Source organism: Sphingomonas sp. M1-B02 (assembly GCF_026167525.1).
GTDB lineage: Bacteria > Pseudomonadota > Alphaproteobacteria > Sphingomonadales > Sphingomonadaceae > Sphingomonas.
On record NZ_CP110679.1, the window covers coordinates 319,034 to 336,762 of the forward strand.

The 17,729-nt window shown below is 63.9% G+C and carries 17 protein-coding genes and 1 tRNA gene; 12 read left to right on the forward strand and 6 right to left on the reverse strand.

Going from position 1 to position 17,729, the window contains the following annotated elements; genetic code table 11:
- The first annotated feature begins 109 nt into the window (after positions 1-109).
- The 12 genes from OKW87_RS01650 to OKW87_RS01700 all read left to right on the forward strand — a co-directional run bounded on the left by OKW87_RS01650 (position 110) and on the right by OKW87_RS01700 (position 11,260).
- Complete coding sequence (locus tag OKW87_RS01650) at positions 110-505, forward strand: c-type cytochrome (protein WP_265541747.1); 396 nt, start codon at positions 110-112, stop codon at positions 503-505.
- 10 nt (positions 506-515) lie between these two features.
- Positions 516-1,559, forward strand: coding sequence for a sugar phosphate isomerase/epimerase family protein (locus OKW87_RS01655; RefSeq protein WP_265541749.1), 1,044 nt, complete (start codon positions 516-518; stop codon positions 1,557-1,559).
- Positions 1,560-1,582: 23 nt separating this feature from the next.
- Positions 1,583-2,884, forward strand: coding sequence for an MFS transporter (locus tag OKW87_RS01660; RefSeq protein WP_265541751.1), 1,302 nt, complete (start codon positions 1,583-1,585; stop codon positions 2,882-2,884).
- The gene (locus OKW87_RS01665; protein ID WP_265541753.1) at positions 2,881-3,789 is read left to right on the forward strand and encodes a hydroxypyruvate isomerase family protein; all 909 of its coding nucleotides are present in this window, start codon (positions 2,881-2,883) and stop codon (positions 3,787-3,789) included. The genes OKW87_RS01660 and OKW87_RS01665 overlap by 4 nt, the downstream gene beginning before the upstream one ends.
- A complete protein-coding gene (locus OKW87_RS01670) occupies positions 3,786-4,622 on the forward strand; it encodes a 3-keto-disaccharide hydrolase (RefSeq protein ID WP_265541755.1) in 837 nt (278 codons plus the stop codon). The genes OKW87_RS01665 and OKW87_RS01670 overlap by 4 nt, the downstream gene beginning before the upstream one ends.
- The gene (locus OKW87_RS01675; RefSeq protein WP_265541756.1) at positions 4,619-5,179 is read left to right on the forward strand and encodes a gluconate 2-dehydrogenase subunit 3 family protein; all 561 of its coding nucleotides are present in this window, start codon (positions 4,619-4,621) and stop codon (positions 5,177-5,179) included. Before OKW87_RS01670 ends, OKW87_RS01675 begins: the two co-directional genes overlap by 4 nt.
- Positions 5,176-6,012: a sugar phosphate isomerase/epimerase family protein gene (locus tag OKW87_RS01680; RefSeq protein ID WP_265541757.1), complete on the forward strand. Its 837-nt coding sequence runs from the start codon at positions 5,176-5,178 to the stop codon at positions 6,010-6,012. The genes OKW87_RS01675 and OKW87_RS01680 overlap by 4 nt, the downstream gene beginning before the upstream one ends.
- Positions 6,013-6,033: 21 nt before the next feature.
- Entirely contained in the window at positions 6,034-7,710 is a 1,677-nt protein-coding gene (locus OKW87_RS01685) for a GMC family oxidoreductase (RefSeq protein WP_443025069.1), read from the forward strand.
- Positions 7,711-8,857: 1,147 nt separating this feature from the next.
- Positions 8,858-9,580 (forward strand): matrixin family metalloprotease, encoded by a 723-nt coding sequence (locus OKW87_RS01690; RefSeq protein ID WP_265541758.1) that lies wholly within the window; start codon positions 8,858-8,860, stop codon positions 9,578-9,580.
- Positions 9,581-9,680: 100 nt separating this feature from the next.
- Entirely contained in the window at positions 9,681-9,839 is a 159-nt protein-coding gene (locus OKW87_RS17505; protein ID WP_443025094.1) for a hypothetical protein, read from the forward strand.
- 15 nt (positions 9,840-9,854) lie between these two features.
- On the forward strand, positions 9,855-10,889 hold the full coding sequence (locus OKW87_RS01695) for a calcium-binding protein (protein ID WP_265541759.1): 1,035 nt from the start codon (positions 9,855-9,857) through the stop codon (positions 10,887-10,889).
- A gap of 215 nt (positions 10,890-11,104) precedes the next feature.
- A complete protein-coding gene (locus tag OKW87_RS01700) occupies positions 11,105-11,260 on the forward strand; it encodes a hypothetical protein (protein WP_265541760.1) in 156 nt (51 codons plus the stop codon).
- A 592-nt stretch (positions 11,261-11,852) separates the two neighbouring features.
- On the opposite strand, the gene OKW87_RS01705 is transcribed toward OKW87_RS01700, so the two are convergent.
- The 6 genes from OKW87_RS01705 to OKW87_RS01730 all read right to left on the reverse strand — a co-directional run bounded on the left by OKW87_RS01705 (position 11,853) and on the right by OKW87_RS01730 (position 17,616).
- A tRNA-Lys gene (locus OKW87_RS01705) sits at positions 11,853-11,928 on the reverse strand.
- Positions 11,929-12,033: 105 nt separating this feature from the next.
- Positions 12,034-13,152: a rod shape-determining protein RodA gene (rodA, locus tag OKW87_RS01710; protein ID WP_265541761.1), complete on the reverse strand. Its 1,119-nt coding sequence runs from the start codon at positions 13,150-13,152 to the stop codon at positions 12,034-12,036.
- Positions 13,149-15,149: a penicillin-binding protein 2 gene (gene mrdA / locus OKW87_RS01715; protein ID WP_265541762.1), complete on the reverse strand. Its 2,001-nt coding sequence runs from the start codon at positions 15,147-15,149 to the stop codon at positions 13,149-13,151. Before mrdA ends, rodA begins: the two co-directional genes overlap by 4 nt.
- 1 nt (position 15,150) lies before the next feature.
- Complete coding sequence (mreD, locus tag OKW87_RS01720) at positions 15,151-15,663, reverse strand: rod shape-determining protein MreD (protein WP_265541764.1); 513 nt, start codon at positions 15,661-15,663, stop codon at positions 15,151-15,153.
- Positions 15,660-16,559 (reverse strand): rod shape-determining protein MreC, encoded by a 900-nt coding sequence (mreC, locus tag OKW87_RS01725; RefSeq protein WP_265541766.1) that lies wholly within the window; start codon positions 16,557-16,559, stop codon positions 15,660-15,662. The genes mreD and mreC overlap by 4 nt, the downstream gene beginning before the upstream one ends.
- Before the next feature lie 16 nt (positions 16,560-16,575).
- Positions 16,576-17,616, reverse strand: coding sequence for a rod shape-determining protein (locus OKW87_RS01730; RefSeq protein WP_265541768.1), 1,041 nt, complete (start codon positions 17,614-17,616; stop codon positions 16,576-16,578).
- Positions 17,617-17,729 lie beyond the last annotated feature (113 nt).

The window sequence follows — 17,729 nt, forward strand, 5'->3', positions numbered from 1 at the left end:
TCCTCCATAATTGCGTTCGAGCCGCCCGCGCGGGGTTGCGCCCGGCGCTACCTATCGGCAAGATGCTGTCAACGATGTCAACCAAAGGGTTGGCACGCCGGAGAGGTTTATGAGGTCCATGATCGCGCTGGTGCCCGCCGTGGCGGCTTTGTGCGCAGTGGTATGGGCGATGCCCCCCGCCATCGTGGCGAAGCCCGTACAGGATCCCGGAGCGCAGGCCTTCGCAACCTGTCGTGCATGCCATACGCTTGCTGCAGGCGGAAGAAGCGCGATGGGTCCCAATCTTCACGGGCTGTTCGGGCGCAAGGCCGGTTCGATCGCGGGCTTCAACTACAGCCCTGCGCTGAAGGCATCGAACGTCGTCTGGGACGCGAAGACGCTCGACCAATATATCGCCGCGCCTACCAAACGCGTCCCCGGCACCCGGATGGTGGTGAGCGTGGCCGATCCCGCCCGCCGCGCGGCGCTGATCGCCTACCTCAAAGCCGAAACGTCGAAAAAGTAGGGGGGGTGGCATGAAGGGTCCGGCGGTCTTCCTCGCGCAGTTCATGGGCGATGCCGCGCCGTTCGACACGCTGCCGTCCGCTGCGCGCTGGATGGCGGATGCGGGCTATGTCGGCGTCCAGATCCCGACCTGGGACAGCCGCTGCATCGATCTGGCGCTGGCGGCCGAAAGCCAGGATTATTGCGACGAGCTCGCCGGCACCTGCCGCGAAGCAGGGGTTGAGATCACCGAATTGTCGACGCACCTGCAGGGCCAGTTGGTTGCGGTGCATCCGGCTTATGACGTGGCGTTCGACGGTTTCGCGCCCGAGTCGCTGCGCGGCAAGCCTGCCGAGCGCCAGGCCTGGGCAGTCGAGCAACTCCATTTCGCCGCCAAGGCCAGCCGCCGCCTTGGTCTGAATGCGCATGCGACCTTTTCCGGCGCGCTCGCCTGGCCCTATCTCTATCCCTGGCCGCAGCGTCCGGCGGGACTCGTCGAGGAAGCGTTCGGCGAGTTGGCGAAGCGTTGGCGGCCGATCCTCGATGCGTTCGAGGAGCAGGGCGTCGATCTGGCCTATGAGATCCATCCCGGCGAGGACTTGCACGACGGGGTGACCTTCGAGCGGTTCCTCGCCGGCGTCGGCAACCACCCCCGCGCCAACATCCTCTACGATCCCAGCCATTATGTGCTGCAGGCGCTCGATTATCTCTCCTTCATCGATATCTATCACGAGCGGATCCGGATGTTCCACGTCAAGGATGCCGAGCTCAACCCGACCGGGCGCTCGGGAGTCTACGGCGGCTTCCAGGACTGGATCGATCGCCCCGGCCGCTTTCGCTCGCTAGGCGACGGGCAGGTCGATTTCGGCGGCATCTTCTCGAAGCTGACGCAATATGGCTATGCCGGCTGGGCAGTGCTCGAATGGGAATGCTGCCTGAAGCATCCCGAGGACGGCGCGCGTGAGGGCGCACCGTTCATCGCCGCGCATATGATCCGCCGTGCGGACAAGGCTTTCGACGATTTTGCGGGCGGCAGCGATCCGGGGCTCAACCGGGCGCTGCTGGGGCTGGACTAGAGACTCGAACGGAGGGGATGGGGATGGCCGAGGCGAGCAACAAAGGACGGCTGTTCTGGCTGGGTATCCTGGCGCTGTTCACTGCAGCATCGGGGCTGGCGATTCGGGGGGCGATCGCGAGCGGGCTCAAGGCCGAGTGGATCGATCCGATCGCGCCGTTGCAAGCTGGCGAGCTGCTCGCCGCGGCGCTGGGCGCTGCGTTCCTGAGTTTCGCGATCACCTTGTTTGTCGCCAGCGCATTGCTCGACCAGATCGGCATGAAGCGCTGCCTGGTCGGCGCAGGACTTTGCTTCTTCGCCGGGCCGCTGCTGGTGATCGCCGCGGGCCATCTGGCAACGGGCATGAGTGTCTATACTTTGGTCTGGATCGGCATGCTGCTCAGCGGCATCGGCTGGGGGCTGACCGAGGCGGCGATCAATCCGCTCACCGCGCAGCTCTATCCCGAGGATACCACCCACCGGCTCAACGTGCTGCACGCCTGGTTTCCCGGCGGGATCATCATCGGCGGGCTTGCCGGCTTTTTCCTGTCGGCGGCGCTGCCCTGGCAGGGAATCATGGCGCTGGTGATGATCCCAGCCGCCGCGACCGTGCTGATCGCCGCGACCACCGATTTCCCGCCGCCGCTGCGCAGCCAGAGTGGGGTGAGCTTCGGCGCGATGATAAGCGAAGTGTTTCGGCGCCCGAGCTTCTTCATCTGGTTCGCGGCGATGTTCCTGACCGCCGCGTCCGAACTCGCGCCCGGGCAGTGGATCGATGTTGCATTGTCGAACCGCGTCGGCATGCGGGGCATCCTGCTGCTGGTCTATGTCAACGCGCTGATGTTCGTCTTTCGTCATTTTGCCGGACGGCTGGCGAACCGGATATCGAACCCCGGTTTGCTTTGGGTATCGAGCCTGTTGGCCGCGATCGGCCTGTTCATGCTCTCGCAGGCGCAGACCCCGGTCGCGGCGGTGCTCGCATCGACCGTGTGGGGCCTCGGCGTGTGCGTGATGTGGCCGACGATGCTCGCCTCGGTCGCGGAGCGCTATCCCCGCGGCGGATCCTGGGCGATGGGACTGGTCGGATCGGCCGGCGCGCTTGCGAGCTATTTCGTGCTGCCGCGGCTTGGCGCGATGTTCGATCAGGCGAAGATCGAGTTCGCCGGCGGGCCCGAGGCGTTCGCGGCGCTGACCGGCGCGGCGAAGCTCGCGGTCGAGGATGCTGCGGCATCGGTATCCTTCCAGAAGCTGGCGTTCCTGCCGATCATCCTGCTGTTCGTGTTCGGCTTCATCTGGCTGCGCGAGCGCGGCAAGTCGCGGACCATGCTTGCAGGAGAGGTTGCATGAAGCTGAGCCGACGAACGATGCTGGCTGCGGGCGCTGCCACGGCGGGGGCGGCGACGATGGGCCAGGCCTTGCCGCGGTCCAACGCTGCCCGCTTCTCGCTGGGCTTCGCGCCGCACGAGGGCAGCTTCAAGAGCCGCGGCAGCCGGATCGAGCAGATCGCCTTCGCCGCCGATCAGGGCTTCACCGCCTGGGAAGACAATGAGGCGGCAGGCCGGACGATCGCCGAGCAGACGGCGATGGCAAAGGCACTCCAGCAGCGCGGCATGACGATGGGCGTCTTCGTCGCGAGCATGCCGCGCTGGGCCGAGTTCCGGCCCCTGCTCGGCGGGAATGACGACGCGGATCGCATCGCCTTCCTCGCCGATATCCGCGCCTCGATCGACGTCGCCAAGCGGCTTGATGCGAAGTGGATGACGGTGGTCACCGGCTTCCTGGATCGCAAGCTGCCGGTCGAGATCCAGACCGGCCGGATCATCGACACGATGCGGCGCGCCGCGGATATCGTCGCCCCGCACGGGCTGGTGATGGTGATGGAGCCGCTTAACACGCTGGTGAACCATCCCGGCGTCTTCCTGCAGACCATCCCGCAGGGCTTTGCGGTCGCCAAGGGAGCGAATAGCCCGGCGGTGAAGGTGCTGGCCGACCTCTATCACGAACAGATCCAGGCCGGGCATCTGATCAAGACGATGGAGACCTGCTGGGACGAGATCGCCTATATCCAGTTCGGCGACAATCCCGGCCGCAAGGAGCCCGGCACCGGCGAAATCAACTATCGCAACATCGTCCGCTGGCTCCGCGCGAAGCAGTTCGCCGGGGTGATCGGGATGGAGCATGGCAATTCGATCGACGGCCGCGCCGGCGAGGAGCGGCTCGTCGCCGCCTATCGCGAAATCGACCTGCCATGAGGCGCCGGTTGAATCTGCTCCTGAGGACGGCTGCAGCCGGACTGATCGCGATGGGGAGCCCGGCCATAGCGCAGGAGAAACCCGGCTTCCGCGACACGCCGCTGCTGCCCGGCGGCAAGTGGCGCGTGCACGATGCCGATCGCCCGCATCCGCCGGTGGTGACGCCGGGCGCCGTTCCCGGTGCGCCGCCATCGGACGCGGTAATTCTCTTCGACGGCACGTCGCTCGACGCGTGGCGGCCGAGCGGCGCGGAATGGACGCTGAAGGATGGCGCGATGACAGTGCCGCCCCGCGTGCAGGGCGGCGGCGAGAGCCTGCTGGTCAGCAAGCAAAGCTTCGGCAACGTACAGCTCCATCTCGAATTTCGCTCGCCCAATCCGCCGACCAAAAGCTCACAGGATCGCGGCAATAGCGGCATCTGGTTCATGCAACGCTACGAACTCCAGATCCTCGATAGCTATCGCAACCCGACCTATGCCGACGGTACCGTCGGCGCGATCTATGGATCGCAGCCGCCGCTGGTGAACCCGTCGCGCCCGCCGGGCGAATGGCAGCAATATGACGTGGTGTTCGAGCGGCCGCGCTTCGCCGCCGACGGCAAGCTGGTGCGGCCGGCTTATGTCACCGCCTTCCTCAACGGCGTGCTGGTGCAGAATCGCCAGCCCTGGCCGGGCACGACGATCTGGCGGCGCCTCGCCAAATATGAAGCGCATGGCGATGCCGCGCCGATCCAGCTGCAGGACCATGATTCGGCGGTGTCGTTCCGCAACATCTGGGTGCGCCCGCTGCCCGAGGCGGCGGCGAGCCACGACTATCGAGGGGACGTGAAATGAGCCTGGACCGCAGAGACGCGCTGGCCGGCATGGCCGCGATGTTCGGCACCGCATTGTTCGCGCCGATCGCCCGCGCGGCGGGCGTGCAGGTGACTCCGATCAGTGCCGGCCCGCCAAGCGCGCCGGTGTTCAATCCACAGCAACGCCTGCTGATGACTGCGCTGAGCGAGCGGGTGATGCCGACCACCGACACGCCGGGCGCGATCGTCGCCGGCGTGCCGGGCTTCATCGAGAAGTTGCTCGCCGATTGGGCGCTGCCCGCCGAGCGCGCGCCGATCCTGAAGGGGCTCGATGCGATCGAGGCGCGCAGCCAGGCCGATTATGCGCAGGCCGCGGACACGGTCTCCCCCGAGCGGCAGGACGCGCTGCTGACGCTGGCGATGGAAGACAAGCTCCCGGGCGGGGCCGACTTCTTCGAGAAGTTTCGCCAGCTGGTGATCACCGGCTATTTCACCTCCGAAGTCGGCATCACGCAGGAGCGCGAATATCTGCCCGTGCCCGGGCGCTATGACGGCGCCTTTCCCTATTCTCAGGTCAACAAGGTCTATTCCTCATGATGATCAACAGGCGGCAATGGCTGGCGGGCAGTGCGGCGCTGGCGACCGCGGTCGCAGCTGGCCCGCTGGCGGCGCAGGGCAAGGCAAAGTCGATCGGCATCCAACTCTACACCGTCCGCGAACTCTTCTCGAAGGACCCGATGGGCACGCTCGAGAAGATCGCGGCGATCGGCTATCGCGAAGTCGAATATGGCGGCGGGGGCTATGAGAAGCTCGACCCCTCCGCATTGCGCGCGACAATGGACCGACTTGGGCTAAAATCGCCGTCCTTGCATATCGGCTACGATGCGCTTGCCTCGGATTTCGCGGGCTCGGTGCGGAGGGCGAAGACGCTGGGCGCCGACACCGTAGTCCTTCCCTGGATGGCCGAGAATCTTCGCAATGCGGAGGGATGGAAAGCCGCGCTCGCCAATTTCAGTCGCTGGGCCGAGCAACTCAAGAAAGCCGGGCTGGGCTTCGCCTATCACAACCATGATTTCGAGTTCACCGTGAAACCGGACGGTCGCAGCCTGTTCGACATGCTGGTGGCCGATACCGATCCGGCGCTGGTCAAGCTCGAACTCGATCTTTTCTGGGCAGTCGCAGCTGGCGAGGATCCCAAGGCGATCATCCGGCGCAATCCCGGCCGCATCTATGCCTATCACGTCAAGGATCGCACCGCCGACGGCAAGATGACCAGCGTCGGCAAGGGCACGATCGATTTCACCGATATCTTCACGCTCAATCGCATCGCGGGCGTGCAGCATTTCTATGTCGAGAATGATCAGTCGCCTGCGCCTTATCTTCCCGACATTCAGACCAGTTTCGCCGCGCTCAGCCGGCTCGTCGCATAAATTTCATCGGGGGAAATAAGCATGCCTGACATGTTCGATGCGATCGTCATCGGCTCCGGAGTGAGCGGCGGATGGGCGGCGAAGGAATTGACCGAGAAGGGGCTCAAGGTCCTGATGCTCGACCGCGGGGTGATGGTCGAGCATGGCGAGGGCTATGACTATGACGGCAAGCCCGCTTATGAGATTCCCGCGCGTGACATGATGCCCAAGGCGCTGGTCGAGCGCGATTATTTCATCGCCAAATATGGCTATGTCGCGCCTTCGAGCCAGAAATATTACAACAACGACCGGCTGAACCCCTATGCCTATGGCGAGGGCGACAAATTCTACTGGATCCGCCCCGGCGCAGTCGGCGGCAAGTCGCTGATCTGGGGGCGCTGGAGCTTCCGCTGGAGCCCCGAGGATTTCGAGGCCAACAAGCGCGAGAATGTCGCGATCGACTGGCCGATCCGCTATGACGACCTCGCCCCCTGGTACGATTATGTCGAGAATTATATCGGCGTTTCCGGCTCGCGCGAGAATCTGCCGCAGTTGGCGGACAGCCTGTTCCAGCCGCCGATGCAGATGAATATCGCCGAGAAATGGCTCAAGGAACGGCTGGAGGCGACGTCGCCCGGCCGCAAGCTGATCAACACGCGCCTCTCGAACATGACCGAGGACAAACCCGACCAGGGCCGTAGCAAATGCCAGTATCGCAACCAATGCGGCCGCGGCTGTTCGTTCGGCGCTTATTTTTCGACCCAGGCGGTGACGCTGCCCGCCGCGCGCGCCACGGGGCGGCTGACGCTGCGGCCCGACGCATTGGTCTCCAACCTCGAATATGATCCCGCCACCAAGAAGGTAACGGGCGTACGTGTAATCGACACCAAGACGAAGCAGGCCGAGGTGATCCCCGCGCGGCTCGTCTTCCTCTGCGCCTCGGCGATGGCGTCGACGCAGATCATGATGAACTCGCGGATCCCCGGCAGCGGTACCAGCCATTTCGACAGCAGCGGCACGCTCGGCCGCTATGTGATGGACCATATCTTCCGCGTCGGCGTCGGCGGCGAGATCCCCGGCATGACCGATTTCATCGAATATGGCCGCCGCCCGGGCGGGGTCTATATCCCGCGCTTCCGCAATGTCGGCGGTGAGGAAGGCGTCGGCTTCCGGCGCGGCTATGGCTATCAGGGCGCGGCGCGCCGCGATCCGGCCACGCCGCAGGGCTTCGGCGCATCGATGAAGCAGGGCATGCGCGGCTATGGCCCCTGGAAGTTCGGGATGGGCGCATTCGGCGAATGCCTGCCCTATGAAGACAATCGCGTCAGCCTCCATCCCGACAAGCTCGACCGCTTCGGGGTGCCGCTGATGCGCTTCGACGTCACCTTCCGCGAGAATGAGATCCGGATGATGGACGATGCTCGGACCGAGGGTGAGAAGATGCTGCGCGCGGCCGGCCTGCTCAACGTGACCAGTACGCGGAGCGAGCATGTTCCCGGCGACGCGATCCACGAGATGGGCGGCGCGCGGATGGGGGCGGACCCGCGCCAATCGGTGCTCAACAAATGGAGCCAGGCGCATGACGCGGCGAACCTGTTCGTCACCGATGGCGCGCAGATGACCTCGGTGTCGTGCGTGAACCCGTCGCTCACGTTCATGGCGCTCACCGCGCGCGCCACGGACCATGCGATAAAGCAAATGAAGGCAGGCGCGATTTAAGGTCCTGCCTCCGCTCGACGGAGAATTCGCCGGATCGGTGGCTCTACGCGCAAGGCTTCTTGCTATGATCATCCGGGACGCGCAAGAAGGCGATCCCGCAAAGGGCTGGCGCTGAGAATTGAGGCCGCCTCCGTCAAAATAGACGCGGCGCCCTCCGGTCGGGTTACTCGTCGGGCTGGGAAACGCGCAGCAGCGTGCCGACGGCGAAGGCGACGCCGCTCGCCTTGAGGCTGAGGCATTTGGCCGCGGCGTTGCTGATCGTCGCGACGAGCGCAGGGACCGGGCGCTCGGTGAGCCCCTGCCCTGCGGACAGGTCTTGTTTGACTTTTCGATCTGCTGGAGCATGTACCGCAGTACATATAGTTAGCCATAGAGGAGGGCAGGGAGATCACTTGGAAAATGGGGTGGAAACTGCAGGCGGCGTCGCCGAGACCGATTTGCAGGCCCTTCGTTCGCGAGTGCTGGCATGCCAAGAGCGTGATGCTGGCGTGACGCATAAGTGGCTAGCCGATGCCGCTAAGATACAGGGCGGGACGCTGTCGAAGTTCCTGCACCGCGGACGGGGGCTGGCTCGCTCCCAGTTCATATATCTGCAGCTCGCGCTTTGTCGTGTGCAAGCGAGGGCGGCGGCGTGACGGGCGTAACGCGATGTCACGCGCGACGTCACGTGACAGTCATGACCCCGCAGCGGTGTCGGGGGTGCGTAGTGCAATTGCGGGGACGCATCGATGTCCATGAAACTTGCTAACGATCATGGCCATAGCTGCGGCCAAAAGCGGGTCGCGTTTTGCTTGTTTGGGCTGCGCACACGAAACCGTGCCGAACGCCGCGGCTCAACAAGCTGGTGCACAACAAGCAAGGGCTGGCGCAAAACGCGGGCGGATGTCGCGAGCCGGACCAGGCCAGCAGTCCCACACTACAAAATGTTAATCAGAGCGCCGATAAGGACTTAGGCCTGCGGCTTAATAATTCACGGGGGCGGAAAATGGCGGTCGCAGTTGGTCAGCCGGCGTTTAATGAGAATTACGCGGGGCTGTTTGAAACCGAATCTATGAACCCCTTCCGGTAGAACTCGGGCGCACCGTTGGGCACTCCAATTACGCTATCGTATCGCTTCTCCGAGACGTTGCCAGACTACGATACGCACATGACCGGTTCGGTCGCCACTTATATGCCGGTGCCAGACCAGCTGCGAGCAATCGCTCGAAGCGCATTCAGCACGGTAAGCGCCGTCACCAATGTAACATTCGTGGAAGCTCCCGCGTCCAGCGGCTACCGAGACGTAGACATTGTGATAAACGGTACCACAATCTCCGGTGGTGGTGCTGCCTTCTTCCCGACTAGGCAGGGTTACGCCCTGTTTCCCAGCACAGGTGACATTTATCTGGGCGCGAACACTGTGCAGCAGAATGGGGGCATCAGCAAGTCGACCTACGATGTGGTGGGGAATGGGAGCTTGGCCGGATTCTACGAGACTTTTCTGCATGAGCTTGGTCACGCCTTAGGCCTGTTTCATCCGATGAACTATTCGGACGCCACGGGAGCCTATAATCCGAATACCAGTCGCAATCAATCCAGAGATGCGGAACACGCTTTATATGGTGATGGCTTACGACAACGCTCCAGAGGCCAACGGTGCACAGTGGGACAGGCCCCAATGCCGCTCGATATTCTCGCGCTCCAGAAGCTATACGGCATCAATCAGACAGCGAGCGCTGGCGATGATACCTGCACGATCCCGGCCCTCAACCCAGGGCTTCGTACAATCTGGGACTTCGGCGGTACCGACACCCTTGACCTTTCAAACATGAAGGTCGCCGCACGCCTCGACCTTCGCATCGGCGGAGTGTCGGACATAGGGAAGATTTAAATTATATCCCAGTGGTCGGGAAACTCGACTGCCTCGAAGTCTAATGTGATCATCGGCCAAACACCGTCATAGGATTGTAGGATCACACTACGCAGACGCGATCGTTGCAAACGATGCTAGCAATACGATTGTGGGCAATGGAGGCTCGGACAACCTCTCGGGGTTAGGGGGGAACGACACCTATGTTGTCAGTACAATGGACACAGTCGTTATGGAGAGCGTCGGGGAAGGCATCGGCACCGTGATCGTCCAAGCTTAAGGCTTCAATTGGGTTATGACCGGAAACGCGCACGTCGAGACCGTCTCGGCCGAGGCAGGTAGGGCGGCGATCAACAGTACCGGCAACTATCTTTCGCAGACAATCAACGGCAACGATGGTGCGAACATCCCGTCGAGCGGCAGTCCAGACTCGCACGATACGCTCAAGGGCGGGCTGGGTGACGACACGTACCGCGTGTTCGCGAGCGGGGACGTAATCAACGACACTGGCGGCAACGACATCGTCTACACCAGCGGCACGAGCTATTTCCTTTATTCGACCGCCGCGGTGGAGACGCTTTCGACATCGCTGCATGGCGGAACCGAGAGTTTCTACCTGATCGGGAACGGCGCGTCGCACCTGATCATCGGCAGTTATGGCGACAACATAGTCAATAGCCGATCGGGCAATGGCGAAGGCAATGCTGACACGATCATCGGCCTCTATGGCAACGACACGTTCGCGGTGTTCCTGCAAGGTGACGTGGTACGCGAAGCGGTCGGGCAGGGATTTGATACCGTCGTCGCCAACACGAATTATCAGCTTCGCGACGGGACCGACATCGAGAACCTGACCGTGGCGGACCAGACGTCCACCGATGCGGGACAGCAGTTCACGCTGCGCGGAAACGCATTTGCGCAGACGTTGGTCGGCAACGATACCGCGAATGTCCTCGATGGGCGGGGCGGCGACGATCTTCTGATCGGGCGCGGGGGCAGCGACACCTTCGCGTTCACGACTGCGCTGGTCGCCGGCAATGTCGATAGAATCCAGGACTTCGCGGCAGGTGACAAGATCGGGCTCGCCTTAGATGCATTCGCGGGAGTGACCGGCGGCGGGATCCTGGCGGATGAGCCCGTCGCCGGTGCCGCGGCGGCGGATGGCGACGATCGGCTGGTCTATGGCCAAGCTACGGGGCGGCTATGGTATGACGCCGATGGAAATGACGCGGGGGCGGCGATGCTGTTTGCTACCCTGGCGGCAGGGACCCCGCTTCGTGCGGGGGACTTTGTGATTGTCGCGCCGGTGGCGAGCTTGCCAAGCATTTAAGCTGGAGGGCGTTCGCAGGCACGCGACCTTGAGTTATGTCAGCCATTAGAAGGGGTGCCCAAGCTGAAGCCTAAGCGCCTTGGAGGCTGTCCTTGTCTGCCCGGTCAGGTGGTGCGGGTGGTAGCTTCCTCGATCATGCGGCGGCTGAACCTGACCGAGCGCGGCCTTCGCGACTTCCGCGCCGAACGACGTCGTCGGGCCGATCCACCCCAAACATGCGGGCGATCAAAGCCGAGGAATGGGACACCTGGTTCGACGGAACCACCGAGGAGGTGAAGGTGCTGGTGCGGCCCTATGATGGGCCGATGGACGTGCAATTACGACGCCGTGCCTCTTCTCACATAAATCAGCTATGCCAGGCGATCGACTAAGCGCAGCGCGCCTACAACAGGCTATTGACCAAGGCCTCACTATCGCTGTCTTTGCTACTTTGTATTACAGCGACCTTCTGTCCGATGACTGCCATATTGAGGCAGGTCGCCTTCCGAATGGAGGAGATGGCGCCTTTAGATCAGTGGATGCATACGCCTTTGCGCGAAATTCTTCCCCAAGAAGCCGAACTATACTTCAAGATGGGCAATCACGGGCCTTGGGCCAAGACCACCTAGCACCATTCGGCACGTCCATTTCCCGCCTAACGCCTCCCGCCCAGCAAACCGCCTTTGAGCAATAGCTAACTGACATCCCAGCAATATGAGGGATTCGAGAAACTGGTCGGCGATTTTATGCGCACCACCCTTACAGAGTTCATCAGCTAGGCCGACTGGAATGCGATGACCGAAGAAGAACGTCGGGACGACGCGCAAAAGCTGATCGCGTAGGCATCTGCCGGCTGGGCGATGCTTAGAAAGCCGCCGGCGAAAACCTCGAGATTGATCCCGCGGATTACGTGACGATTAAGTGAGCCGGAAACAGTCGAATTTCAGACCGTTCTATATGGGCGTTAAGTCATTGGTTTAGTGGTGGTGGACGCACTTGGGCTCGAACCAAGGACCCGCTGATTAAGAGTCAGCTGCTCTACCAACTGAGCTATGCGTCCATTCCGGGGCTGGCTTGGCGCATATGGAGGATGCGCCGCCGCGTTTGGAGGGGGGCGGTTAGCAAAGCTTTGGCGGCTTGCAAACCCTAAAATGATGTCGGCGCATCACCAGCGCGCGACGCGGCGGCTTTCGCGGTCGATCGAGAGCAGAATGCCGAAGCAGATCATCAGCGTCATCACCGCGGTGCCGCCCCAGCTGATCAGCGGCAGCGGAATGCCTACTACCGGCGCCAGACCCATCACCATCGCCATGTTGATCGCGCTGTAGAAGAAGATCGTCGCCGAGAGGCCCGCGGCAGTCAGCCGGCCGAAGCGGCTCTTGGCGCGCATGCTCACGCTGATCGCCCAGCCGATCAGGCAACCGAAGGCGATGATCAGGAGCACGCCGCCGACCAGGCCCCATTCCTCCATCATCGTCGCCAGCGCGAAATCGGTATGACCTTCGGGAAGATAATCGAGATGGCTCTGGGTGCCGTTGAGGAAGCCTTTCCCGAAGATGCCGCCCGATCCGATCGCTATCTTGGACTGGCTGATATGGTAGCCGGTGCCGAGCGGATCGCTCTCGGGGCTCAGGAAGGTGAGCACCCGCTTGCGCTGATAGTCGTGGAGCAGGAAGTTGACCGCGAGCGGCACTGCGACCGCCATCGCCAATGCGCTGCCGATGAAGAGCCGGAGCGGGATGCCGGCGAGGAACATCACGCTGACCCCGCCGGCAGTGATCATGAGCGCGGTGCCGAGATCGGGCTGCAGCATCACGAGCCCCGCAGGCACGCCGATCAGCGCGACCGCTGGCCAGATCGCGCCGAAGCGCCGAATTTCGCCGGCGGGCAGCATCTCGTAGAAGCGCGCCGTCGCCAGCACGATCATCGGCTTCATCAATTCGGACGGCTGGAGGCGGATGAAGCCGAGATCGAGCCAGCGCTGGCTTCCGCCCGCGACCGCGCCCAGCGCCTCGACGCCGATCAGCATCAGCAGAATGAGGATATACATCGGGATGGCGGCAAGCGCCCAGAAGCCCTCCGGGACGCGCGACAGGACCAGCGCCATGCCGAGGAAAACCAGGAACCGTACGCCCTGAGGAACCGCCCAGGGATAAAGATTGCCCCCTGCCGCGGAGAAGAGGACGACCAGTCCGAAGCCGCCGATGGCGAGCACGAGCAGGATGACCTTCCAGGGAAGCTGGGCGAGCGGCCGGGGCACGATGCCGGGTCCAAGCGAACTCATGGCGTGACTTCCTCGGGGCTCGTATTGGCAGCGTCGCTGTCGATCGTGTTGGTCGTGGCGTTGGCCGCGGCCGACGCGATCGTGCTGGCGGCTTCTGCCGCGTCTTCCGGAACGGGCGGCGCGGGGGCGGCCTGTGCTGCCCGCCATGCGGCGGACTTGGTGGCCATCCGAGTCGCGATATCGCCGCCCCAGCCCGCCTCGAGCTCGCCCAGCCGGGTCATCGCCTGCTCTCGGTCGAACAGGAAGGTCAGCACATCCTTTGCGATCGGCGCCGCCGCACGCGCGCCGCCCATGCCGTGCTCGATCACGACCGATGCAGCGTAGCGAGGATTGTCGACGGGCGCGAAGCAGATGAAGAGTCCGTGATCGCGATATTTCCAGTCGCCGCCCTGGCCGCGATTGCGATCCATGATGCGGCGCACCTGTGCGGTGCCGGTCTTGCCGCCCATGCGGACCCCGTCTAGCCGGAGCTTCGACGCGCCCGCGGTGCCATGGCCGTTGACCACCTCATCCATTCCGGCGCGCACGATCGCAAGATGCTCGGCGGGGAAGGGCAGCGGCGGGAAGTTGCGCGGCGGGGCGTGAAGCAGCGAGGGATCGACGAGAAGACCAGAGGCGAGACGCGCGGCCGACAAAGCGAGCTGGAACGGGCTTACCAGCACATAGCCCTGGCCGATCGCCGCGTTGAGGGTGTCGGACTGAGTCCATTTCTGTTTGTAGCGGCGCAGCTTCCACGCCTCGTCGGGGATCGTGCCGTAGCGCTGCGAGGGCAAAGGGAGGGCATGCTCGGCACCGAATCCCAGCGCGCGCGCGGCAACTGCGATCCGATCGACGCCGATCTCACGACCGACCGTGTAGAAATAGGTGTTGCAGCTGCGCGCGATGGCGGTGTGCATCGTCATCGGCCCGTGCCGCCCCAGGCAGCCGAAACGGCGATTGCCGAGGGTGTAACCGCCATTGCAGTAAATCACGCGCTTCGGGTCCACGCCGGCTCCCAGCGCGGCGAGAGCGGTCGCGGGTTTGAAGGTCGAGCCGGGGGGATAGAGCCCCTGGAGCGTCTTGTTCATCAGCGGGATGTGATCGTCCTCCGACAGCATCCGCCATTCGCTGTTGCTGATCCCGTCCGAGAAAGCGTTCGGATCGTAGGCCGGCATCGAGACCATCGCGAGGATATGGCCGGTCATGCAGTCGAACACCGTAACGGAGCCCGATTCCTCGCCCATCCGTCGCGCCGCATAGTCCTGAAGCCCCGCGTCGATCGTGAGCTTGATCGTCTCGCCCGGCACGTCGGCGCGGGTCTCGAGTTCACGCACCAGCTTGCCGCGCGCGGTAACTTCGACCCGCTTGGCGCCAGGGGCACCGCGAAGCCGCTTTTCGAGCGATTTCTCAAGCCCCTCCTTGCCCAGCTTGAAGCCGGGCGCGAGCAGCAACGGGTCTTTCTCCTTGCGATACTGCTCGGCCGAGGCGGCACCGACATAGCCGACCAGATGGCCCACCGCAGCGCCCAGCGGATAGTTGCGGGCGAAGCCGCGGGTGGGCGCCACGCCGGTCAGCTCGGGCAGGCGCACGCTGACCGCGGCAAAGCGTTCCCAATCGAGATTTTCGAGGACCGGAACCGGCTGGAAGCCGGCGGCGCGCTTCAGATCGGTGCGGATCCGCGCCATGTCTTCGGGCGTGAGCTTCAGGATCGGCTGGAGCCCGGCGACAGTCGCCTCCTTGTTCTGGATCCGGTCGGGGATCAGATCGACGCGAAAGTCGGTCCGATTGTTGGCGATCGGCTTGCCATTTCGATCGACCAGCCAGCCGCGGCGGGGCGGCGTCAGCGTCAGATTCACGCGATTGCTCTCGGCCATCAGCCGATAGCGCTCATTCTCGAACACCGCGAGCCACGTCATCCGTCCGGCGAGAATAACCCCCACCGCGGCCTGCGCTCCGCCGAGCAACAGCGCCCTTCTCGAGAAACTATAGGCCTGCGCCGCTTCGGTTACGCGCAGCATCTCAGATCTTCTTCACGTCGCGGTCGAGCCACGCGCAGAAACGATAGATGAGCGGAAACAGCGCCGCGGAGATCAATATCTGTAGAAGCAAAGCCGTATCGACATGTGCACTGAAGGGGGTGGCGACAAGGCGTCCGGCAATCAGGCAGAAGCCGATGGCACCTGCCGCGATCAGCCAGTCCTGCCAGAAATCGCGCCAGACGAGGCGGGTATCGAGTATGTCGATCGCGAGAATGCACAGGCTCCACAGCAGCATCGCACTGCCAATCGGCTGTCCGCTGACCATATCGTCGAAAAGGCCGAGGGGAACGGGCGCCCAGACCCGCATCGAATCGCCGCGTGTCATCCGCCAGCCGAGCAGGATCATCAGGCCGAAGGGCGGCAGGAAGGGGACCGATGCAATGACCGGCACCAGCGTCGTCAGCGAACCGATCACGACCGAAAGCGGCGCGAGCCACACTGCGCGCGGCGGCTTTTCGTTCTGGCCGAAAGGGATGAACTCGGCCGGGCTCACGGCGCGGCCGCGGGAGCGCCGGGGGCGGGAGAAGGGCTGGGAGCGGTGACCGGATCAGGAAGGAAGGCGCGCTGCACCAGGGCGAAGTCGAGCGCATCGGGGTTTGCGCTTGGCACCGCGATGGCGACGTCGCCGGTAGTGCGGACCACCCGCGCAACGGGGATGTCTGGAGAGAAGATACCACCGGTGCCAGAGGTAACGAAGGAATCGCCGGGCTTGAACCCCTGCGCCGCCACGCTCGCCGAGCGGATGTCGATCAGACCGTCACCACGGCCAGAGGCGATCGCGGGCAGGCCGTCACTGGTGCGGCGGACGGGAACGATGCTCTCTGCATCGACGATCAGCAGCACGCGCGCGGTGTTCGGGCTCGTCTCCACCACCTGGCCGATGAGCCCCGCGGCTTCGCGCACCGGCTGGCCGCGCTGCACGCCCTGCCACGCGCCGGCATTGAGGGTCGCATAGCGGCGCGTGCTCGAGGATGAGCTGTTCACCAGCCGCGCAATGACGACGCGTTCCGGCGCGACCTCGCGAAGCTGCAGCAAGGCACGCAGGCGGCGATTTTCCTGGTCCAGGGTTCGGGCGCGGGTGACGACCCGCGCATCGTCGGCGACCTGCTTCTTGAGCCGTGCATTCTCGCCGCGCACGGCGAAATAGCTGCCGATCCCCTCGGGTACGCCGGAGACACTGCGACGCACCCATGCAAGGCTCGATGCGATCGGAGTAGTGATTTCCGAGATGGCGCCGCGAACGGTCGAGAAAGCGGAGGGGTTGAAGGTAGACAGCAGCAGAAGGCCCGCACCGATCAATGCACCGCCGATCGCGCCGACATAACCGATGAAGAGCCCGTATTGCGCCCGCCGCGAAAATCCCGGGCGCCGGTTTCGTGGCGGCGCCATGTCCCCCCGCCTTTCTTCAGACTTGGATCAACACACCACGGAAGATCGGATCTTCCAGCGCGCGCCCGGTGCCGAGCGCGACGCAGGTCAGCGGATCCTCGGCCACGGTGACGGGCAGGCCCGTCTCGTCGCGGAGCACTTCGTCGATGCCTTGGAGCAGCGCGCCGCCGCCGGTGAGCACGATGCCCTGATCGACGATGTCTGCCGCCAGTTCGGGGGCGGTATTCTCCAGCGCGATGCGGACGCCCTCGACGATCGTCCCGACGGGTTCGCTGAGCGCTTCGGCGATCTGACCCTGGTTGATCTGGATTTCCTTGGGCACGCCGTTGACGAGATCGCGACCCTTGATGTGGATCGTGGTGCCGATGCCGTCGGCGGGCGGCTTTGCGACGCCGACCTCCTGCTTGATCCGCTCAGCCGTGGCTTCGCCTATCAGCAGGTTATGGTTGCGACGCACATAGGAAACGATCGCTTCGTCCATCTTGTCGCCGCCGACCCGCACCGACGTCGAATAAGCGAGCCCGCGCAGCGAGAGCACCGCGACTTCGGTCGTGCCGCCGCCGATGTCGACCACCATCGAGCCGATCGGCTCGGTAACCGGCATACCCGCGCCGATCGCGGCGGCCATCGGCTCCTCGATCAGGAAGACCTGGCTGGCGCCGGCGTTCGATGCCGCATCACGGATCGCGCGCCGCTCGACGCTGGTCGAGCCCGAGGGAACGCAGATCACGATCTGGGGCCAGCGCATGAAGCGACGCTGCCCATGCACCTTCTGGATGAAGTGCTTGATCATCTGCTCGGCGACATCGATGTCCGCGATCACGCCGTCACGCAAGGGACGAATCGCCTCGATCGTGCCGGGCGTCTTGCCCATCATCAGCTTGGCGTCGTCGCCGACTGCCTTGACCCGCTTGACGCCGTTGATCGTCTCGACCGCGACCACTGAAGGTTCGTTGAGGACTACTCCCCGCCCACGCAGATAAACGACCGTGTTGGCCGTCCCGAGGTCGATCGCCATATCGTGCGACATGAATTTGAAAAAGCGGGAGAAAGCCATCAGTTAATCCGTCCTGCCGCGCGTCGCCCCGAGACGCGGCTGTTCGCACAAAATTTTTGCCCTGACCCTTCCGGGACGGATGAGAAATCCACCTCGGTGCCATCGGATGCGGG

Excerpts from the sequence above, each read along its gene's own strand:
- OKW87_RS01650 (WP_265541747.1), top strand. The coding sequence starts at position 110 with ATGAGGTCCATGATCGCGCTGGTGCCCGCCGTGGCGGCTTTGTGCGCA.
- OKW87_RS01655 (WP_265541749.1), top strand. The coding sequence starts at position 516 with ATGAAGGGTCCGGCGGTCTTCCTCGCGCAGTTCATGGGCGATGCCGCG.
- OKW87_RS01660 (WP_265541751.1), top strand. The coding sequence starts at position 1,583 with ATGGCCGAGGCGAGCAACAAAGGACGGCTGTTCTGGCTGGGTATCCTG.
- OKW87_RS01665 (WP_265541753.1), top strand. The coding sequence starts at position 2,881 with ATGAAGCTGAGCCGACGAACGATGCTGGCTGCGGGCGCTGCCACGGCG.
- OKW87_RS01670 (WP_265541755.1), top strand. The coding sequence starts at position 3,786 with ATGAGGCGCCGGTTGAATCTGCTCCTGAGGACGGCTGCAGCCGGACTG.
- OKW87_RS01675 (WP_265541756.1), top strand. The coding sequence starts at position 4,619 with ATGAGCCTGGACCGCAGAGACGCGCTGGCCGGCATGGCCGCGATGTTC.
- OKW87_RS01680 (WP_265541757.1), top strand. The coding sequence starts at position 5,176 with ATGATGATCAACAGGCGGCAATGGCTGGCGGGCAGTGCGGCGCTGGCG.
- OKW87_RS01685 (WP_443025069.1), top strand. The coding sequence starts at position 6,034 with ATGCCTGACATGTTCGATGCGATCGTCATCGGCTCCGGAGTGAGCGGC.
- OKW87_RS01690 (WP_265541758.1), top strand. The coding sequence starts at position 8,858 with ATGACCGGTTCGGTCGCCACTTATATGCCGGTGCCAGACCAGCTGCGA.
- OKW87_RS01695 (WP_265541759.1), top strand. The coding sequence starts at position 9,855 with ATGACCGGAAACGCGCACGTCGAGACCGTCTCGGCCGAGGCAGGTAGG.
- OKW87_RS01700 (WP_265541760.1), top strand. The coding sequence starts at position 11,105 with ATGCGGGCGATCAAAGCCGAGGAATGGGACACCTGGTTCGACGGAACC.
- rodA (WP_265541761.1), bottom strand. The coding sequence starts at position 13,152 with ATGAGTTCGCTTGGACCCGGCATCGTGCCCCGGCCGCTCGCCCAGCTT.
- mrdA (WP_265541762.1), bottom strand. The coding sequence starts at position 15,149 with ATGCTGCGCGTAACCGAAGCGGCGCAGGCCTATAGTTTCTCGAGAAGG.
- mreC (WP_265541766.1), bottom strand. The coding sequence starts at position 16,559 with ATGGCGCCGCCACGAAACCGGCGCCCGGGATTTTCGCGGCGGGCGCAA.
- OKW87_RS01730 (WP_265541768.1), bottom strand. The coding sequence starts at position 17,616 with ATGGCTTTCTCCCGCTTTTTCAAATTCATGTCGCACGATATGGCGATC.